The sequence below is a fragment of the Nocardiopsis sp. LDBS1602 genome, from assembly GCF_035818715.1.
Classification (GTDB): Bacteria; Actinomycetota; Actinomycetes; order Streptosporangiales; family Streptosporangiaceae; genus Nocardiopsis; species Nocardiopsis alba.
Genome location: NZ_JAYLVW010000006.1, coordinates 89057 through 107555, shown reverse-complemented (window position 1 = coordinate 107555; position 18499 = coordinate 89057). Strand labels below are relative to the sequence as shown.

The 18499-nt window shown below is 70.7% G+C and carries 14 protein-coding genes; 10 read left to right on the top strand and 4 right to left on the bottom strand.

Going from position 1 to position 18499, the window contains the following annotated elements; translation table 11 throughout:
- Window positions 1-134 precede the first annotated feature (134 nt).
- Window positions 135-710: a PH domain-containing protein gene (locus U9J66_RS18615; RefSeq protein ID WP_017535355.1), complete on the top strand. Its 576-nt coding sequence runs from the start codon at window positions 135-137 to the stop codon at window positions 708-710.
- Window positions 710-2530 (top strand): PH domain-containing protein, encoded by a 1821-nt coding sequence (locus U9J66_RS18610; RefSeq protein ID WP_326338266.1) that lies wholly within the window; start codon window positions 710-712, stop codon window positions 2528-2530. Before U9J66_RS18615 ends, U9J66_RS18610 begins: the two co-directional genes overlap by 1 nt.
- A 74-nt stretch (window positions 2531-2604) precedes the next feature.
- Here the strand turns inward: U9J66_RS18610 and sepH are convergent, their stop codons facing one another.
- Window positions 2605-3972, bottom strand: coding sequence for a septation protein SepH (gene sepH / locus U9J66_RS18605; RefSeq protein WP_326338265.1), 1368 nt, complete (start codon window positions 3970-3972; stop codon window positions 2605-2607).
- Window positions 3973-4539: 567 nt separating this feature from the next.
- On the opposite strand from sepH, the gene U9J66_RS18600 reads away from it, so the two are divergent.
- Window positions 4540-5547 carry a hypothetical protein gene (locus tag U9J66_RS18600; protein ID WP_326338264.1) on the top strand — a complete coding sequence of 336 codons (1008 nt, stop codon included), beginning with the start codon at window positions 4540-4542 and terminating at the stop codon, window positions 5545-5547.
- 24 nt (window positions 5548-5571) lie between these two features.
- On the opposite strand, the gene U9J66_RS18595 is transcribed toward U9J66_RS18600, so the two are convergent.
- Window positions 5572-6870: a D-arabinono-1,4-lactone oxidase gene (locus tag U9J66_RS18595; RefSeq protein WP_326338263.1), complete on the bottom strand. Its 1299-nt coding sequence runs from the start codon at window positions 6868-6870 to the stop codon at window positions 5572-5574.
- Window positions 6871-7001: 131 nt separating this feature from the next.
- On the opposite strand from U9J66_RS18595, the gene U9J66_RS18590 reads away from it, so the two are divergent.
- The 3 genes from U9J66_RS18590 (at window position 7002) to U9J66_RS18580 (ending at window position 11244) form a co-directional block, all read left to right on the top strand.
- A complete protein-coding gene (locus U9J66_RS18590; RefSeq protein ID WP_202421407.1) occupies window positions 7002-8033 on the top strand; it encodes a ferrochelatase in 1032 nt (343 codons plus the stop codon).
- A 202-nt stretch (window positions 8034-8235) separates the two neighbouring features.
- On the top strand, window positions 8236-10278 hold the full coding sequence (locus tag U9J66_RS18585) for a S9 family peptidase (RefSeq protein WP_017535349.1): 2043 nt from the start codon (window positions 8236-8238) through the stop codon (window positions 10276-10278).
- 153 nt (window positions 10279-10431) lie between these two features.
- Window positions 10432-11244 carry an inositol monophosphatase family protein gene (locus tag U9J66_RS18580; protein ID WP_014909421.1) on the top strand — a complete coding sequence of 271 codons (813 nt, stop codon included), beginning with the start codon at window positions 10432-10434 and terminating at the stop codon, window positions 11242-11244.
- Between the two features lie 164 nt (window positions 11245-11408).
- On the opposite strand, the gene U9J66_RS18575 is transcribed toward U9J66_RS18580, so the two are convergent.
- Window positions 11409-11573 carry a hypothetical protein gene (locus tag U9J66_RS18575; RefSeq protein ID WP_014912018.1) on the bottom strand — a complete coding sequence of 55 codons (165 nt, stop codon included), beginning with the start codon at window positions 11571-11573 and terminating at the stop codon, window positions 11409-11411.
- A gap of 652 nt (window positions 11574-12225) precedes the next feature.
- Here U9J66_RS18575 and U9J66_RS18570 point away from each other — a divergent pair.
- The 3 genes from U9J66_RS18570 (at window position 12226) to U9J66_RS18560 (ending at window position 14952) form a co-directional block, all read left to right on the top strand.
- Complete coding sequence (locus U9J66_RS18570) at window positions 12226-12879, top strand: response regulator transcription factor (RefSeq protein WP_014909606.1); 654 nt, start codon at window positions 12226-12228, stop codon at window positions 12877-12879.
- Entirely contained in the window at window positions 12876-14135 is a 1260-nt protein-coding gene (locus tag U9J66_RS18565) for a sensor histidine kinase (protein ID WP_026125139.1), read from the top strand. The genes U9J66_RS18570 and U9J66_RS18565 overlap by 4 nt, the downstream gene beginning before the upstream one ends.
- 520 nt (window positions 14136-14655) lie before the next feature.
- A complete protein-coding gene (locus U9J66_RS18560) occupies window positions 14656-14952 on the top strand; it encodes a DUF4193 domain-containing protein (protein WP_013153901.1) in 297 nt (98 codons plus the stop codon).
- Between the two features lie 343 nt (window positions 14953-15295).
- On the opposite strand, the gene U9J66_RS18555 is transcribed toward U9J66_RS18560, so the two are convergent.
- Window positions 15296-15571 carry a DUF4235 domain-containing protein gene (locus U9J66_RS18555; RefSeq protein WP_014912301.1) on the bottom strand — a complete coding sequence of 92 codons (276 nt, stop codon included), beginning with the start codon at window positions 15569-15571 and terminating at the stop codon, window positions 15296-15298.
- 206 nt (window positions 15572-15777) lie between these two features.
- On the opposite strand from U9J66_RS18555, the gene valS reads away from it, so the two are divergent.
- Window positions 15778-18366, top strand: a complete 2589-nt coding sequence (gene valS, locus U9J66_RS18550; RefSeq protein WP_326338262.1) for a valine--tRNA ligase — start codon at window positions 15778-15780, stop codon at window positions 18364-18366.
- Window positions 18367-18499 lie beyond the last annotated feature (133 nt).

The window sequence follows — 18499 nt, the reverse complement described above, 5'->3', positions numbered from 1 at the left end:
CGCGTACACGTCGCCCTCGCCCCGAGATGTCAGCGATGACCGATGGGCCGTCTTCTCGGAGGAACGCGTGGGCCGGACGAGGCCTTCCCCGCCCGTCCGCGCGTCCGCCCGTCCCTTCTAGACTCGGTGGGGTGATGAACACCCCTCCCCATGACGCCGTGCCTCCGCCGGAAGGTCCCTTCGAACCGACGACGGGTGCGGCCCGTCTGCGCCCTCCCCTGCGCAGGGTGAGCGGCCGCTCGATCGGGGTGTGGACGGTGCGGTCGATCCTCGGCGGCCTGATCAACCTGGTCCTGCTCAGCGTCCTGGCCTGGGCGGCGGGGGTCCTGCCCTGGTCCTGGATCCCCGAATGGGCGCGGGAGAACGCCTGGATGCTCCCGACCGTCTACTTCGTGTACGCCCTGCTCAGGACCGCGATCGTGCCCTCATGGCGATATCGGGTGCACCGGTGGGAGGTCACCGAGGACGTCGTCTACACCCGTTCGGGCTGGATCGCCCGCCACTGGCAGCTCGTCCCGGTGAACCGTCTTCAGACGGTGGACCACACCCAGGGTTGGCTGGAGCGGATCTTCGGTGTGGCCACGTTGGAGGTCCAGACGGCCTCCTACGCCGGTTCGTCGACCATCGAGGGGCTGGACGCGGAGGAGGCGCGCGTGCTCAGCGAGGAGTTGGCCGCGCGCGCGGGCACGCTTCGGGACGACGCGACCTGATGGAACGAGAGAACGGAATCGGACCCCACGAGCCCTCGGACCGTGAAGAGCCCGTCGACCCCGGAGAGGGCGGCGGCTGGGTCGCGCCGGGCGGCACCGCCGCCGGTCCCCGACCGGAGGACGGGCCGCCGCGGTGGCCCTCCGCCGGGGAACCGGAGCCCGCCTCGGGGGCGCCGGAGAACGGGGCCGAGGACGACACCGGGGCGCCTCGGTCCGGATCGCCGGTCACCGAGAGCGCTTCCGAGGCCCCGCGCGACTGGTGGGGGACCGGAGGGGGCGCCCCCGTGTTCGGGGCGGAGAACGCTCGACGGCTCAGCCCGCGCAGCCTGGTCGTGGGCCCGATCAACCAGCTCAGGAGCCTGCTGGTGCCCATCGCCGCCGGGCTGATCGTCGGCGGGTTCAACCCGTGGGTGCTCACGGCCACCGGCGTGGCGGTGGTCGGGCTGCTGGTGGGCGGGTTCGTCACCTGGCGGACCTTCCGCTACGAGATCGGCGAGGAACGCCTGGAGATCCGCAGCGGCCTGATCCGGCGTTCCACGCGCACCATCCCGCTGGAGCGGATCCGGGGCGTGGACGTCACCAGCACCCTGTTGCACCGGATGCTCGGTGTGGCCGTGGTCCGCATCGAGGCGGCGGCCGGTTCCCCCGGTGGTGGTGAGGAGGGCAAGCTCGACGCGGTGAGCGTGGCCGAGGCCGAACGTCTGCGCCGGGTCCTGTTGCACCGCAAGGCCGTGCTCCTGGAACGGCATCGGGAGGAGACGGAGCCGGTCGCGGGTGAGGAGGGGAGCGCCCTCGAGTCGGCCCCGGCCCCCGAGACCGTTCCCGAACCCGAGGACACCGGGACGACCTATTTCCGGATGCCTTGGAGCTGGTACCTGTACGGGGCGTTGGCCCTGGGGTACCTGCTCACCCCGTTCGCGGTCCTGGCGACCCTGTTCGGCATGGCCCAGCAGGCGGTCGGCGACAGGGCGGCGGACTTCCTCGTGGACTGGGTGACGACCAGCGACCGAGGGTTCCTCCTGGTGTTCGCGGTGGTGTTCGCGTGCGCCCTGATTCTGCTGATGCCGGTGTTCGCGGTGGTCTCCTACTCCCTCACCCACTGGGGCTTCTCGCTCCGCGGGCGGGACGGGTCGCTGATCGCCGAACGCGGACTGTTCACCCGACGCAGCGTGACGTTGGAGCGAAGGCGCGTCCGCGGCTACGAACTATTGGACAACCCCCTCGAACGCACACGACGGGCGGTGAGTCTGCGCGCCATCGTCACCGGGCTGGGGGACACCGCCAATCGAGCGGTCCTGTTGCCGATCGGCCCAAGGCCCAGGGTGGAGGAGGTCGTGGATCGGGCCCTGGGCCTGTTCCGCGGTCGGCTGACACCCCACCCTCGGGCGGCCCTGTACCGACGGCTGACCCGCGCGGTCCTGCCGTTCGCCGCGGTGGCGGTGGCCGCGATCGCCCTGGAGCCGGTGTGGCCGTCGGTGGTCGCCGGCGTGCTGGCCCTGCTCGGAGTGCCTCTGGGGGTGGACCGGTATCGCTCGTTGGGCCACGGTTACGACGGTGAGCTGGTGAGCGTGCGCTCGGGCTCGTTGCGGCGGACCCAGGCCACGGTGGAGCGGTCGGCGGTGATCGGCTGGAGCTGGACCCAGTCGCCGTTCCAACGTCGCTCCGGACTGGTCGACCTCGAGCTGGCGGTGGGCGCGGGGGAGGGCGGCTACACGGCCCAGGACGCCGCCCAGGAGGAGTCGGTGGACTTCGCCGCGCGGATCACCCCCGAGATGGTGCGCCCCTTCCTGGTACGCGAGGACGGAGAGCCGCCCCGCTGAGCCGAGGACGAGGACGGAAGCGAGGGGGCGGCCACCGATCGGTGGCCGCCCCCTCGCGTACGGGGTCGTGGACCCTACTCGTTCTTCTTCGAACCGAACATGATCTCGTCCCAGGAGGGGACCGAGGCGCGGCGGCCCCGTCCCTTGCGCCTGGCCGCGCCGGCGGCCCCGCCGGAGGTACCGTCGGCGGCGGCCGGGACGGGCGGAGCGGCCGGTTGTTGCTGCTCGGCGGCCCGACGCGGTGTGCCCTGGTCGTCGAGGTCGATGGTGGCCCGACGGCGCCGGGGCCGCTGGGGCTCGGGCGCCGGAGCACGCGGTGGGGCGGGCTCGGGTTCGGGCTCGACGACGGCGCGGGCCGCCGGACGTTCCGGCGCCGCTGGAGGCGGGTCGGGACGGTGGCGGGGCGCGGGACGCTCGAACGGGTCCTCGAACCCGCTCACGGGACGAGGGGCGGGCTCCGGGGCGGTCTGGGGCTCCTGCCAGGGCTCGGGGTGAGGGCGACGCTCCACCGGCGGCGCGGGGCGCCTCCGGACGGGCTCGGAGGAGACGTTCCCGGGCAGTGGGGCCGCGGGCGGGGTCTCCTGTGGGGTCGGACCGCGGTCGGGGGCGCGCTCGGGACGACGCTCGGCCGGTCGACGGGTCTCCTCGCGGGCGGGGACCCCCGGCTGCTCGCCTCTGGGCATCGCCGAACGTAGGGGATCGTCCAACGGCGTGTCCTGCGCGGACGACAGGCGACGCGGGGCGACGTGTTCGTTGCGTCGCTCGGCGGTGGACTGTGCGTCCAGGCGGGGCAGGTCGGTGGGCGCCTCGGAGCGGCGGGGGGCGAACGGTGTGACGTTGGCCCCGGGCTCGGGCGAGACGACCGGAGGCTCGGGCGAGGAGAACCGGGCGGCCTCCTCGTCGGCGGGGGTGACACTCCGGTGTCTGGGCTCGTAGAGCCAGTGCGCGACACGTTCCTCGCCACCGTGGAGGAAGACGAGCTTGAGCTGCCAGGTACGGTCCTCCCGCTTCCAGGAGTCCCACACGGCGTCGCCGGTCTCCAGTTGGTGGGCGCCGATCCTCTTGGTGACGATCTCCTCCAGGGAGGGACCGGGGGTGGCGTCGCCCGGCGTGCGCACGGTGGCGCGCTGGGCCTGCTGGGCGATGTACTCGCGTTCTTGAAGGACGGGTCCCTCGAACCAGCGCACCCGTTCGATCGGTATCCCGGAGATCTCGGAGATGGCCTCCGCGGTCTCGCCGGACCGGATGCGGGCCTGGATTTCCTTGGGGCGCAACGGATTCTCCACTTCGATCTCGTACTGGCCGAGCCGGGAGAACTGGCCGCGTACGGCGGCACGGAGACGGTCGTCGACGGGCAGCGTGAAACGGGTCCCACGGCCGGGGCTGGCCAGCACCAGATAGGTGCCGTCCTCGCTCACGGCCACGAGGCGAAGCTCGTGCATCGCTCTCCCTTTCGCCTCCCGTCGAGGGTTGGTAATGACCGTCCCTCGCGTTCTCCAAGTCTGGTCGGCCGACAACTGTTCGGCCAGTACCGCGCCCGGCATGTCCGAACTGTGCCCGCCTCCCGGTCCGTGGTGGACACCACGGTGGGAGCCACCCCGGGGGTCCGGGGCCCTCGCGGTCGCTTCCGTTGCCAATCTTGACACGCTGAACCTTGCGCGACCGGGAGCGATCGTGGGGGAATGTCGCCGATCCCGCGCGAAGGCTCCGCGGTGATGGTATCCCGCGCACCCCGAATCGCCCCAGGGGTGGGAGAACCCTCGGATCTCGCGTTCGATGCGGACATGACGACCCTTGTCGTAGGCAAATCGACACGCCGAGGGATGCCATAAAGTGACACCTCCTCATTGATGGCGTTATCACCGACTGGTTCCAACTAGGGTGATATGTCCACCTGTGGGTGAGTTGCGAAGTTTGGGGCTTGCGTGGATGTATGCCCCATCACACGCCCATCCCATGACCATGTGTCCTGCCGCGCCCCCGCGCGGCCTACGGAGGGGAACGAGACCATGGCTCGACCCGAGCACGGGCCGGAGACCGGTGCCGAGGGGGAGGATCGGAGAGGGATCGACGAGGAGGCCGGGGAGGGAAGGCGGCGCAGAGGCATCGAGTTGAGCGTGGCCCAGGTCGCCGGCGCGGGCGTGGCCACGCTCACCGCGGCCACCGCCGCCTCCTACCTGAACGTCTACGGAACCGTCATCGGCACCGCCGTGATGGCCGTGCTCAGCACCAGCGTCACCCCGGTGGTCCAGCACTGGATCACCCGGAGCGGCGAACAGGCCAAGGAGTTCGCGGAGAAGAGCCGACACCACGGCGCCCGGACGCTCGTCGAACGGCCGGAACCGGCCATGGACGTGGACGGACCGGCCCCGGAGGACCCCGAGGCCACCCGGACCATGGCGCTGCCCTCCCTGAGCGGCCTGGACGACCCGACCTCGCGCATGGACGCGGTCGGGGCCGGGGACGACGAGGGGGACTTCTCCGACCTCGGGGAGAGCGATGAGAAGGAACGCCCCAAGCGTGGACTTCGCGCGATCCTCATCCCCGCCGGTGTGGTGTTCGTCCTGGTCATGCTGGTGATCCTCGCCTTCGAGCTGTTCACCGGGCGCTCGTTGACGGCCTGGACCCAAGGACAGACCGAGCACACCTCGCCCTCGATCCTGGGTGGGCACTCCGCCCCAGCGGTCGAGGACGACGAGGACGAGGGCACCGAGGCCCCGGTCGACGACGGCCCGGGGAAGGAGGAGGGCTCTCGGGAACAGGGGACGGGACAGGCCCCGCCGACCGAGACCACTCCGGAGCAGGGCACGGGGACCGAGGGCACCGAGGCCCCCGACACCGACCCCGGCGGTCGGGAGCCCGGGACCCCGGAGGTGCCCACCGACCCGGTGGAACCCCCGGGCGGCGGGGAACCGACGGAACCCCGGGAACCGGTGGAGCCCGGGACGGGGAACGGGAACGGTGACGGTGGGACCGGGGAGGTCGCCCCGTTCGACGAGACCCTCCCGACGGGCTGAGCCCCCGACCGCGCGTGGGTCGGGTCAGCCGAACACCCGGTCCAGGTAGGCGTTGCCGAAACGGCGGTGCGGGTCCACCCGCTCCCGCACCGCCAGAGCGTCCCCGAGCCGCGGGTAGACGCCCTCCAGGTAGGAGCGATCGCGCGTGTGCAGTTTGCCCCAGTGCGGTCGTCCGCCCACGGAGGTGAGGACGGCCTCGAGGTCGGCGAAGTAGGACTCGTGAGGGGTCCCCTTGTACATGTGCACCGCGACGTAGGCGGTCTCACGGCTGTAGGCGGTCGATGTCCACACGTCGTCCGCGGGGGCGAAACGCACCTCGACGGGGAAGCTCACGCGGTGGTCGCCGCGGTCCACGATCGAGCGGATCTCACGCAGGACGTCCACCGTGTGCTCGACGGGGATCGCGTACTCCATCTCCACGAAGCGCACGTCCCGCACCGAGGCGAACACCTTGTGGGAGACGTCCGTGTAGGAGCGCGCGGACAGGGCGCGGGAGCTGATCTGGTTCACCGTCGGGATCATCGACGGGAAACGGCGGCATACGCGGTTGATCCCCTCGAAGAGCCGGTTGGACAGGAAGTCGTCGTCCAGCCAGGCCTTGAACGGGGACAGCGGGCGGGCGGGGCCCTCCGCGATGTTGTTGCGCTTGGTGTTGGTGTTCCCGGTGTGGGGGAACCAGAAGAACTCGAAGTGGTCGTTGCCCGCGCGCAGCTCGGGCAGCCGTTCCAGCACCTCGTCGAAGGGCATGGGCTCCTCCCTGGCGTGCAGCAGGAAGGCCGGGCGCACCGCGAAGGTCAACGCCGTCACGACGCCGAAGGCGCCCAATCCCACCCGGGCGGCGTGGAACAGGTCGGGCTCGTGGTCGGCCGAGCACTCCACCACCGATCCGTCGGCCAGGACCATCTCCATGCCCACCACCTGGGAGGCCAGACCGCCGGCGTCGCGCCCGGTCCCGTGGGTGCCCGTCTGTACCGCCCCGGAGACCGTCTGCACGGCGATGTCGCCCATGTTGGCCAGGGCCCTGCCGTGCCCGGCCAGGACGTCGTTGAAGTCGCACAGGGGGGTTCCCGCCGCGACGGTGGCCGTGCCGGCCTCGGGATCGAGGGAACGCAGGCCGGTCAGGGCGGTGGGGGACAGGAGCAGGCCGTCGGTGATCGCCACGTCGGTGAAGGAGTGACCGGTGCCGACCATGCGTACGCGCAGGTCCTCCTCGGCCGCGGAGAGCACGGCGGCGGCGACCGCGTCGGTGTCGTCGGGGGTGGCCGTCCGTCGGGGGCTGGCCCGATGGGTGTCGGCCCATGTGTGCCACAACACATCAGTCATGCGGTGACATTACCGGTCGGTCACTTGTGTGACCAGAGTCGGAATGGTCCTGGTCACGTCTCGCGCGGAGTCGCGCCCCGGAACACGGGGGTGGGGCCGGGAGGTCCGGCGGAGCTGGTTTCATGGGGTGCATGAGGCCTTACGACGCGTTTTTGCTGATCTCCTTCGGTGGACCGGAGGGCGAGGACGAGGTCATCCCGTTCCTGGAGAACGTCACCCGCGGGCGCAACATCCCCCGCGAGCGGTTGGCGGAGGTCGGTGAGCACTACTTCCTCTTCGGAGGGGTGAGCCCGATCAACCAGCAGTGCCGGGACCTGCTCGCCGCCGTCACCGCCGACTTCGAGACCGAGGGTGTGGACCTGCCCGTCTACTGGGGCAACCGGTTCTGGGCTCCGATGCTCACCGACACCCTCGCCCGCATGAAGGAGGACGGGGTCCGCCGCATCCTGGCGATGCCCACCTCCGCCTACTGCAACTGGTCCAGCCGCACCGCCTACCACGAGGACATCGACCGGGCTCTGGCCGAGCTCGGCGACGACGCCCCCGAGGTCGAGCTGATCCGCCCCTTCTACGACCACCCGGGGTTCGTCGACCCCCTGGTCGAGCACACCCGGAAGGCGCTGGACGCCCTTCCCGCCGAGCAGAGGGAGGGCGCGCACCTGCTCTTCTCGGCCCACTCCATCCCCACGGCGATGGCCGAGGCCAGCGGCGGCTCCTGCCACGACCACGGCCCCGAGGGCGCCTACGGCGCGCAGCTCAACGAGGTGGCCCGTCTGGTCGCCGCCCGCCTGGATCGCGAATACCCGTTCGAGGTCGTCTACCAGAGCCGGAGCGGCCCGCCCAGCCAGCCCTGGCTGGAGCCCGACGTCAACGACCGCATGGAGGAACTGGCGGCCGAGGGCGTCCCCGCCGTCGTGGTGATCCCGCACGGCTTCGTCTCCGACCACATGGAGGTCAAGTTCGACCTCGACGTGGAGGCCCGGGAGACCGCGGACAAGCTCGGCATCGGCTACGAGCGCGCGCTCAGCCCCGGAACCCACCCCGCGTTCGTCTCGATGGTCACCGCTCTGGTGCGCGAGTACACCGAGGGGACCGAACCGGCCCGCCTGGGCGACCTGCCCCGTTGCTCCGACGGCGAGGAGAAGTGCTGCCGGCAGCGCTGACCCCGCTCCGGGCGGGCCGGTCCTCCGGCCCGCCCCGGGTCTCACGCGGGCGCTCCGAAGAGGATCGGATCCTCTCGCCGGAAAAGACGCCGAGGTCAACAGTGTTGATCCCCTCTGAGGTGGGGAAAAGGTGGTGACCGGCGTCACCGACGGCCGATAGGGTCGGTTCCGACCACAAGTCGTCGGTTCAGGAGTGTCTGTCTTGGTTCGTTCTTGGTATGAGCTGTCGGAGTACGTCCAACTGCGGCGTGTCAACGGGCTGAGCCTGTCCCCGGACGGCACCCGCCTCGTCGCCCCGGTCAGCGACCTGGCCCCCGACGGCAGATCCTTCCGCAACGCCCTGTGGGAGATCGACGCCCGTCCCGAGACCGAGGGCGGCACCGCTCCCCGCAGGCTGACCCGCTCCACCAAGGGCGAGGCCGGAGCGGGCTTCCTGCCCGACGGCTCGCTGCTCTTCGTCAGCGGCCGGCCCGACCCCGAGGCGGAGTCCTCCGACGAGTCCGGCACCGCTCTGTGGCTGCTGCCCGTCGACGGCGGCGAGGCCCGCCAGATCGCCTCCACCCATGGTGGCGTCGGCGCCTTCACCGTCGCCCGCGAGTCCGGCCTGGTGGCCTTCACCGGCCGGGTCCTGCCCCGTTCGGAGGACCAGGAGGAGGACGCCGAGGCCCGCAAGGCCCGCAAGGAGGCCGGGGTCACCGCGATCCTGCACGAGGCCCTGCCCGTGCGCTCCTGGGACAGCGACGTGGGCCCGGACCACCCCCGCCTGTTCGTGGCCGAACCGCCCCGAGACGAGGACTCCCGTCTCGGCGACCCCCGCGACCTGACGCCCGACGCCGGTCTGTCCCTTCTGGGCGCCTCTCCCGCCCTCACCCCGGACGGCTCCACCCTGATCACCTCCTGGTCGGTCCCCGCCGGCGGCGGCAGTACCCGCGACGAGGTCGTCGCCATCGACACCGCCACCGGTGAACGGCGCACCATCGCGGGCGGTCCCGACGAGGAGTTGGAGTTCGGCGGCCCCCTGGTCTCCCCGGACGGCACCCGGGTACTGCTCCACGCGGGCTCCGAGGGCTCCTACGACGGTGAACCCCGCGACCACACCCTGTGGCTCACCGACCTGGCCACCGGGGCCGGCCGCGACCTGCTGGCCGACCACGAGCTCTGGCCGCGCGACTACGCCTGGTCGGCCGACTCCTCGACGGTCTTCCTCGTCGCCGACCAGAACGGTCGCCGCCCCGTCTTCCGCGTCGACGTCGCCACCGGTGAACTCACCCGGGTCACCGGCGACCACGGCGCCTACAGCGGGCTGGCGCCCTCGCCCGACGGCCGGTACGTCTACGCCCTGCGCGACGCCTGGGACGCCCCGCCCGCCCCGGTGCGCCTGGACGCCGACGCCGTGGACGGCGAGCCCACCCCGCTGCGCACTCCCGGCTCCGAGCTGAGCATGCCGGGCACCCTCACCGAGATCGAGACCACCGCCGACGACGGCACCCGGATCCGTTCCTGGCTGGTGCTGCCCGAGGAGGCCTCAGAGGAGTCGCCGGCCCCGCTCATGCTCTGGGTCCACGGCGGCCCGTACATGAGCTTCAACGGGTGGACCTGGCGCTGGAACCCGTGGCTGCTGGCCGCGCGCGGCTACGCCGTCCTGCTCCCCGACCCGGCCCTGTCCACCGGCTACGGCCAGGACATGCTGCGTCGCGCCTGGGGCAAGTGGGGTCCGCGCACGCACGCCGACGTCATGGCCATCACCGACGCGGCCGTGGCGCGCCCCGACATCGACGCCGAGCGCACCGCCATGATGGGCGGCTCCTTCGGCGGCTACATGGCCAACTGGATCGCCGGGCACACCGACCGGTTCAAGGCGATCGTCTCCCACGCCTCCCTGTGGCAGCTGGACGGGTTCAGCGGCACCACCGACTACCCGCCGGTCTGGGAGCGGGAGTTCGGCACCCCGCTGGCGCAGCCCGAGCGCTACCGTCTCAACTCCCCGCACCTGAGCGCCGACCGGATCCGGACGCCCATGCTCGTCATCCACGGGGACAAGGACTACCGGGTGCCGATCGGCGAGGGGCTGCGGTTGTGGCGCGACCTCCTCCTGCACGAGGTCGACGCCAAGTTCCTCTACTTCCCGGACGAGAACCACTGGATCCTGACCCCGGGCAACGCGAAGATCTGGTACGAGACGATCTTCGCCTTCCTGGACCACCACGTCCACGGCAAGGAGTGGGTCAAGCCCGAACTCCTCTGATCGACCACGTGGCCACGGGCCCCGATACCGGGTGTGTCGGGGCCCGTCCCATGTCCGAGGTCCGCCCGTGGCCGGGCGGGGCCCGGGTCATAGGGTGCGGGAAGAGCCGCCCGGGCACGACCGTCCGGGCGTCCACGAGCGGAGAGGACAGCAGTGACCACCATCCAGTCCACCCACGACCGGGAGAAACTGCGAGATCTGGCGGTCGAGGTGGCGGCCGAGGCCGGGGCGTTCGCGGCCAAGGGGCAGGAGGGCATCACCGTCCTGGACACCAAGTCCAGCCCCACCGACGTCGTCACGGAGATGGATCGGGCCACCGAACGACTCATCCGCGATCGCCTGCTCGCGGCCCGTCCCGACGACGCGGTCCTGGGCGAGGAGGACGGCGGGGTCGAGGGCACCAGCGGGGTGCGTTGGGTGGTCGACCCCATCGACGGCACCGTCAACTACCTGTACGGAAGTCCCGACTGGGGGGTGGCGATCGCCGCGGAGATCGATGGCGTGGTCGTGGCCTCCGCGGTCTGTCTGCCATCCCATCACCGGATGTTCGAGGCGGTCCTGGGCGGGGGAGCGCGCCTGGAGGGGCGGACCCTGCGCGCGCCCGACACGGTGCCGCTGGACCGGGCCCTGGTCGCCACCGGGTTCGGGTACTTCCCCGAGCGTCGACTCCAGCAGGCCAAGGTGTTGACCGGGGTGATCGAGCACATCCGCGACATTCGGCGGGGCGGATCGGCCGCCGTCGACATCACCGGTCTGGCCACGGGTCGTTACAACGCCTACTACGAGCGGGGACTCCACCTGTGGGACTGGGCCGCCCCGGGCCTGGTCGCCTCCGAGGCCGGTCTGCGGGTGGGCGGGGCGCGTGGCGGCCCGCCCTCGAACGATCTGGTCATCGTGGCCCGTCCCGGCCTCTACGAGGAGCTGGACGGTCTGGTGACGCCTCTGGGGGCCGACACCGACGGCTGACCCGTAGGCCTCCCGACACGACGAACCCCGGGCACGTGCGCCGTGCCCGGGGTCGAACCGGGGGAAGGGTGGGCGGGGTCCGGAGAGGGCCCGCCCCTGTGCGCGTCGCCGTCGTGGCCGGCCCCGAGGAGGGGAGACGACGACGCCGGAGCCGTCCTAGCTTCCTAGGAGCGGGCGTCGATACCGTTGCGGTCGGCGATGCGGTACAGATCCTCGAGCTCCGACGCGTGCGTCTCGGCAAGGAAGTCGTCCCCGGCGGCCTTCGCCGTCTGGAGCGACCGGTAGGTCTCGTTGATACGGACCTTGATCTCCGCCATGAACTCGCCCATTGCACCTCTTTCAGGGGTCGGCACCGGGGCATGTCGATGCCTCGGTGCACATCGTTGTGCGCACGCCTGCGCGTGGCACGGAAAGAAGACGTCACGACTTTGTGACACGAACGCTCGTCGCGGTCCGGAGTCGGAATCCGGTGTCCACGCGTGCCTTCTACCTCTACCGCACTGTGACGCGCGTCAAACCTCGGGTCCCCCGTGTGATCCCTTCGTGACCGGAGTGGAGCACGGACCCCTCGCGCGGGCCGAGGCCACGGGTGAACGCGGCGCTCCGCGAAGAGAGGTGAAGCGTGGGGCAAGAGTGTCCCACGACACATTTTCCCTGAGGCTCCTGTGCTTACTTGTTTCTTATTCTTGATGTGTCAGATTTGAGATGTGCGGGGTTGAGTCGTCGCCGACGGTTGGGGGATTCGTCGGCGTCGGCCACCCCGCACACAACAGGGGTCGTGAGACTCCCGGCCCAGCGCCCGTCTCGTACGGGGGCGAGGACGCGAATGAAGGCCTTCGGGTTTACCGTGTCCTTACCCCGACCGTGGGAGAACGGATGACGCGGCCGGGACCAAGAACGCCGCTGCCGGTGTGTTGGGGGATGCGCCGGCAGCGGCCCCCTTTTTTTGTTCTATGTGCCGAACCCCCCAGAAGGACAACGTTGCGCGTACTCGTGGTCGAAGACGAACGGGTCCTGGCCGACACGGTCGCGGTCGGACTGCGGCGGGAGTCCATGGCGGTGGACGTGGTCTACGACGGTGACACCGCCCTGGAGTACACGGCGGTCAACGAGTACGACGTCGTCGTACTCGACCGCGACCTGCCCGGTACCCACGGCGACGACGTCGCCCGCTCCCTGGTCGAGGAGAGCTACAACGGCCGCATCCTGATGCTCACCGCCTCCGACGGTGTCCAGGACAAGGTCGAGGGGCTCACCCTGGGCGCCGACGACTACCTCGCCAAACCCTTCGCCTTCCCCGAACTGGTCGCCCGTGTGCACGCCCTCGGGCGTCGTTCCGCGCCGCCCCTGCCACCGGTCCTGGAACGTCACGGCATCACTCTGGACCCGGCCAACCACCAGGTGTACCGGGACGGGAACGAGATCTCGCTGACGCCCAAGGAGTTCGCGGTCCTCCAGGTGCTCATGCGCGCCCAGGGCACCGTGGTCAGCGCCGAGGGCCTTCTGGAGAAGGCCTGGGACGAGAACGCCGACCCGTTCACCAACGTCGTACGGGTCACCGTCATGACCCTGCGCAAGAAACTCGGCGGCCCCCAGGTCATCCAGACGATCCCCGGCGCGGGGTATCGGCTGTGAGACCGGGCGAGCGTCCGGAACCGGGGCAGGTGGAGGCCACCCGCCCCGGTGACACGGGGACCTGGCGGAGCCTGAACTCCGTGGCCCCCGGTGGTCAGACGACCGAGCGCTCCGCCGCCCACGCCACGGTCCACCGCTTCACCGACAACCTCAGCCTGCGCGCCCGCCTCACGCTCATCTACGGGATGCTCTTCTTCGCGGCGGGCTCCCTGCTGGTCCTGGTCAACTACCTGGTCGTCGCGGTCCTGCTCAACGCTCTCCTCGCCGAGGAGAGCCTGGCCGAGCTGATCGAGCACAGCCACCACATCGAGCAGGTCCTCACCCACGTCACCCGCTTCTCGCTCCTGGCGCTGTTCCTGGTGGGGCTGCTGGCGGTGGCCCTGGGCTACGCGGTCGCCGGGCGGGCCCTGTCCCCCCTGCAGAAGATCACCCGCATCGCCCGTCGCCTCTCCGAACGCTCCCTGCACGAGCGCATCGCCCTGTCCGGGCCCGACGACGAGATCCGCGAACTCGCCGACACCTTCGACGGCATGCTGGAACGCCTGGACCGCGCCTTCGACGGACAACGTCGTTTCGTCGCCAACGCCTCCCACGAGCTGCGCACGCCCCTGGCGATCAACCGCACCCTGCTCGAGGTGGCCCTGAGCGCGCCCGACGTGTCGGCCGACCTCAAGACGGTCGGCCAGACCCTCCTGGAGACCAACGCCCGCCACGAACGCCTCATCGAGGGGCTGCTCTTCCTCGCCAAGAGCGACCGCGAGCTGGAGGTCAAGGCCCGCGTCGACCTGGGCGAGGTCACCGAGACCGTGCTCAGCCAGCTCTCCGGCGACCTCGACCGCTCCGGTCTGTCGATCCGGCGCGACCTGCGCCCGGCGACGGTCGTCGGAGACCCGGTCCTGCTGGAACGCCTGGTCGCCAATCTGGTGGAGAACGCCCTCAAGTACAACGTCGACGACGGTGAGATCACCGTGCGCAGCGGTATGTACGAGGGCATGCCGGCGGTCCAGGTGGAGAATTCGGGCAAGGTGATCCCCGCCTACGAGATCGAAGGGCTCTTCGAGCCGTTCCGGCGGGGTTCCGCGGACCGTGTGGGCTCCGGGCGCAGCGCCGGTCTGGGCCTGTCGATCGTGCGCTCGGTGGTCCGCGCGCACGAGGGCGTGGTCACCGCCTGGCCCCGTGCCGGCGGCGGTCTGGTCATCACCGTCTGTCTGCCGCCCGCGCCCGGACCGGGCGGCGAGGGGAACGAGCGTCGCTGACCTCCGTCCTTCCCCCGCCCCCACGTCCGCCGACGCCCTTTCCACGACCCGTTCGCACCCCGAAGGGTCTCCAAGCTGCGTCCGACTCCGCTTCGTGGTATTTATACGTGTCCGAAGACACGCCCACCCCTGTCACGGGGCTCGACTCGGGGTGGGTATGCTTCCCCGGGCGTGGACACGGAGGGAATCCCTCCTGACGTGGGCATGTCTTGGTTTTCGCTTATATCCGGGGGAGTGTTCACACCGATCCGGCATATGGGCGCGAACGCGTTTTTCAGGTCTAGGAGACGCCCGACGTTGGGTAGTACACGAAGGAACGACGCGTGAGGGGCCACGGAACCTTGGCCGCCTTCGGTCACATTCCCAGGAAAGTGCTACCGACCAGCGAACAGTGACCCGGGAGGGGGCACCGTTCGCGAACATCGGGATAACTCATCGGCCGAATCGGGCACAACGAAGGTCTCTCAAGCGTTACACCCGCGCGACGAGGCACTAAACGAGGGGGATGGAGTTAGCAGAGATGGCCACCGACTACGACAGCCCGCGCAAGACTGACGAGGACATCAACGAGGACAGCCTCCAGGAACTGCAGGCGCGGCGTGTGGACAAGGGCACCGGCACCATCGACGTCGACCCCGACGAGGTGGCCGAGGGCATGGAACTGCCCGGTGCCGACCTGTCCGGCGAGGAGCTCGCGGTCCGTGTGCTTCCCCGCCAGGCCGACGAGTTCACCTGTTCGCGCTGCTTCCTGGTGCACCACCGCAGTCAGCTCGCGGAGCAGCGCGCCGGACAGCTCGTCTGCAAGGAATGCGCCTGATACGGGCGGATACGGGATCCCCGACCCCCGACGGTCCCAGGACGGTCACGGGGTCAGGGACGGGGGCCGGTGCGGCCTCGAACATCATCGACCGGTGGGCGGCGAGACCCGGCGTGTCCCCCTACCGGGCACGCCGAGTCCGAACTTCCGAGGGCCCGCCGTTCGAGGATCCGCCCTCGGCCGCACGATGAGGACGTCACCACCGTTCACGGGGGCTCGCACGGTGGTGGCGTAGGGACCCGCGGGCGGTGGACGGCCGACCCCACACCGGGAGGACCCCGGTGGGGTGAGCCGTCCACCGCCACCCGTTCGCGCCGGGAGGGTCACGAGGGAGCGTTCAGGCTCACGAGCCGCTCTCCTGGGAACCGCCCCCGGTCAACTGCTTGCGGGCGGCGCGCACGGCCAGCACGCGGGCCACCTCGACCCCGACACCGGCGACCACGGCCCAGCTCAGGGCGCGCCCCAGGCTCACCTCGGGCGATTCCAGGTCCGTCGGGGGCTCTTCACCGGTCGCGCGGGTCCAGGCGAAGGTCAGCGCCTTGCGCGTGACGAACTCCGCCGCGAAGCCCGCGACGAGTCCGAGGACGACCGGTCCGACCTCACCGTCCTTCTTAGCCATGTGAATCGTTCACCGTTCCCTTGTGCGTACGATGGTGCGTGCCGATACGCACCGTCTGCGTGAGGAATACTGTCACGCCGGGCCGGTCCCGCGCAGCGCCCGCGCGACGGGGTGTCCCCGCCGAAGGCGGCGACCACCTCCCGACCCCGGTCACGGTGCCGGAAAGCGGGAGCGACCATGGCTCCGAGAGCACTAACATTGCCCTCATGGCCAACCGCTCTCATTCCTTCCGCATGCCCGACAAGCCTTCGCTGGACGGTATCGAGGCGAAGTGGGTGGACGTATGGGATGAGTCCGGCGTCTACCACTTCGACCGCACCCGTGGCCGCGAGGACGTCTACTCGATCGACACCCCGCCGCCCACCGTCTCCGGCTCGCTGCACATCGGGCACGTGTTCTCCTACACGCACACCGACACCGTCGCGCGCTTCCAGCGCATGAACGGCAAGGCCGTCTTCTACCCGATGGGGTGGGACGACAACGGTCTGCCCACCGAACGCCGCGTCCAGAACTACTACGGCGTGCGCTGCGACCCGTCGATCCCCTACGACCCGGACTTCCGCCCGCCGGAGAAGCCCGACGCCAAGCGACAGATCCCCATCTCCCGTCGCAACTTCATCGAGCTGTGCGACGAGCTCACCGTCGAGGACGAGAAGGTCTTCGAGGGCATCTGGCGCAGGCTCGGCCTGAGCGTCGACTGGCGGCACACCTACGCCACCATCGACGACAACTCCCGGGCGGCCGCCCAGCGCGCCTTCCTGCGCAACCTGGCCCGCGGCGAGGCCTACATGGCCGAGGCCCCCACCCTGTGGGACGTCACCTTCCGCACCGCCGTCGCCCAGGCCGAGCTGGAGGACCGCGAGCGTCCCAGCGCCTACCACGAGATCGCCTTCCACAAGCCCGACGGCACCCCGGTCCACATCGAGACCACCCGCCCCGAGCTGCTCGCCGCCTGTGTCGCCCTGGTCGCCCACCCCGACGACGAGCGCTACCAGGACCTGTTCGGCACCACCGTGACCACTCCGGTCTTCGGCGTCGAGGTCCCCGTCAAGGCGCACCGGCTCGCCGACCCCGAGAAGGGGTCCGGCATCGCCATGATCTGCACCTTCGGCGACACCACCGACGTCACCTGGTGGCGCGAGCTCCAGTTGGAGACCCGCCCCATCATCGGCTGGGACGGTCGGATCATCGCCGACCCGCCCAAGGGCATCGACTCCGAGGCCGGCCGCGAGGCCTACGCCACGCTGGTCGGCGCCACGGTCCACACCGCGCGCGAGCGCACCGTCGGGCTGCTGCGAGAGAGCGGCGACCTGGTCGGCGACCCCAAGCCCATCACCCACCCGGTGAAGTTCTACGAGAAGGGCGACAAGCCCCTCGAGATCGTCACCACCCGCCAGTGGTACATCCGCAACGGCGGCCGGGACGAGGACATCCGGGCTCAGCTCCTCCAGCGCGGCCGTGAGCTCACCTGGTACCCCGAGCACATGCGTCAGCGCTACGAGAACTGGGTCGAGGGCCTCAACGGCGACTGGCTGATCAGCCGCCAGCGCTTCTTCGGCGTCCCCTTCCCGGTCTGGTATCCGCTGGACGCCGACGGCAACCCGCGCTACGACGAGCCGCTGCTGCCCTCCGAGGCCCAGTTGCCCATCGACCCCAGCTCCCAGGTCCCGGAGGGCTACACCGAGGACCAGCGCGGTCGCGCGAACGGCTTCATGGGCGACCCCGACGTCATGGACACCTGGGCGACCTCCTCGCTGTCGCCGCAGATCGCCTCCGGCTGGGAACGCGACCAGGACCTGTTCGAGCGGGTCTTCCCGATGGACTTCCGCCCCCAGGGTCAGGACATCATCCGCACCTGGCTGTTCTCCACCGTGGTCCGCGCCCACTTCGAGAACGGCACCCTGCCCTGGAGCACCACCGGCATCTCCGGATGGATCCTGGACCCGGACCGCAAGAAGATGTCCAAGTCCAAGGGCAACGTCGTCACCCCGGTCGCCCTGCTGGAGAAGTACAGCTCCGACGCGGTCCGGTACTGGGCGGCCAGCGGCCGTCTGGGCACCGACACCGCCATGGACGAGGGACAGATGAAGGTCGGCCGCCGGCTGTCCATCAAGATCCTCAACGCCAGCAAGTTCGTCATGTCCGTGGCCGGTGAGAACGCCGACACCGACGCCTCCCGGGTGACCGAGCCCCTGGACCGGGCCATGCTGGCCGCCCTGGCCGACGTGGTCGAGGAGGCCACGGCCGCGTTCGTCGCCTACGACCACACCCGGGCCCTGGAGCGCACCGAGCGCTTCTTCTGGGACTTCTGCGACGACTACCTGGAGCTGGTCAAGGCCCGCGCCTACGACACCGAGTCCGCCGAGGGCGCCTCGGCCCGCGCCGCCCTGCTCATCGCCCTGGGCGCGCTGCACAAGCTGTTCGCCCCCTTCCTGCCCTTCGTCACCGAAGAGGTCTGGAGCTGGTGGCAGGACGGCTCGGTGCACGCCGGCCCCTGGCCGTCCGCGGCCGAGTACCGCGCGGTCGCGGCCGACGGCGACCCGGCCGTCCTGGCCGCCACCGCCGAGGTCCTGCGCGCCGTGCGCAAGGCCAAGTCCGAGGCCAAGCTGTCCATGCGCGCCGAGGTCGAGCACGTCGTGGTCTCCGGTAAGCGGGCCGAGTCGGCCCGCGCCGCGGCCGGTGACATCGCCGCGGCCGGTCGCGCGGCCGGGATCGACTTCCGGGCCACCGACGAGGGCGAGCTCTCCGTCGAGGTGACCCTGCCCCCCGCCGAGGAGGACGGGGCCGCCGGGTAACGGGTGACACGAACGCACCACGTCGGGCGGGGCGGTTCCGGACCACATCGGTCCGGAGCCGCCCCGCCCTCGTCGGTACGGGATCGTTCACCGGTCCGTCGCCCACATGACCTCCGCGAGGAGTCGTTACGGC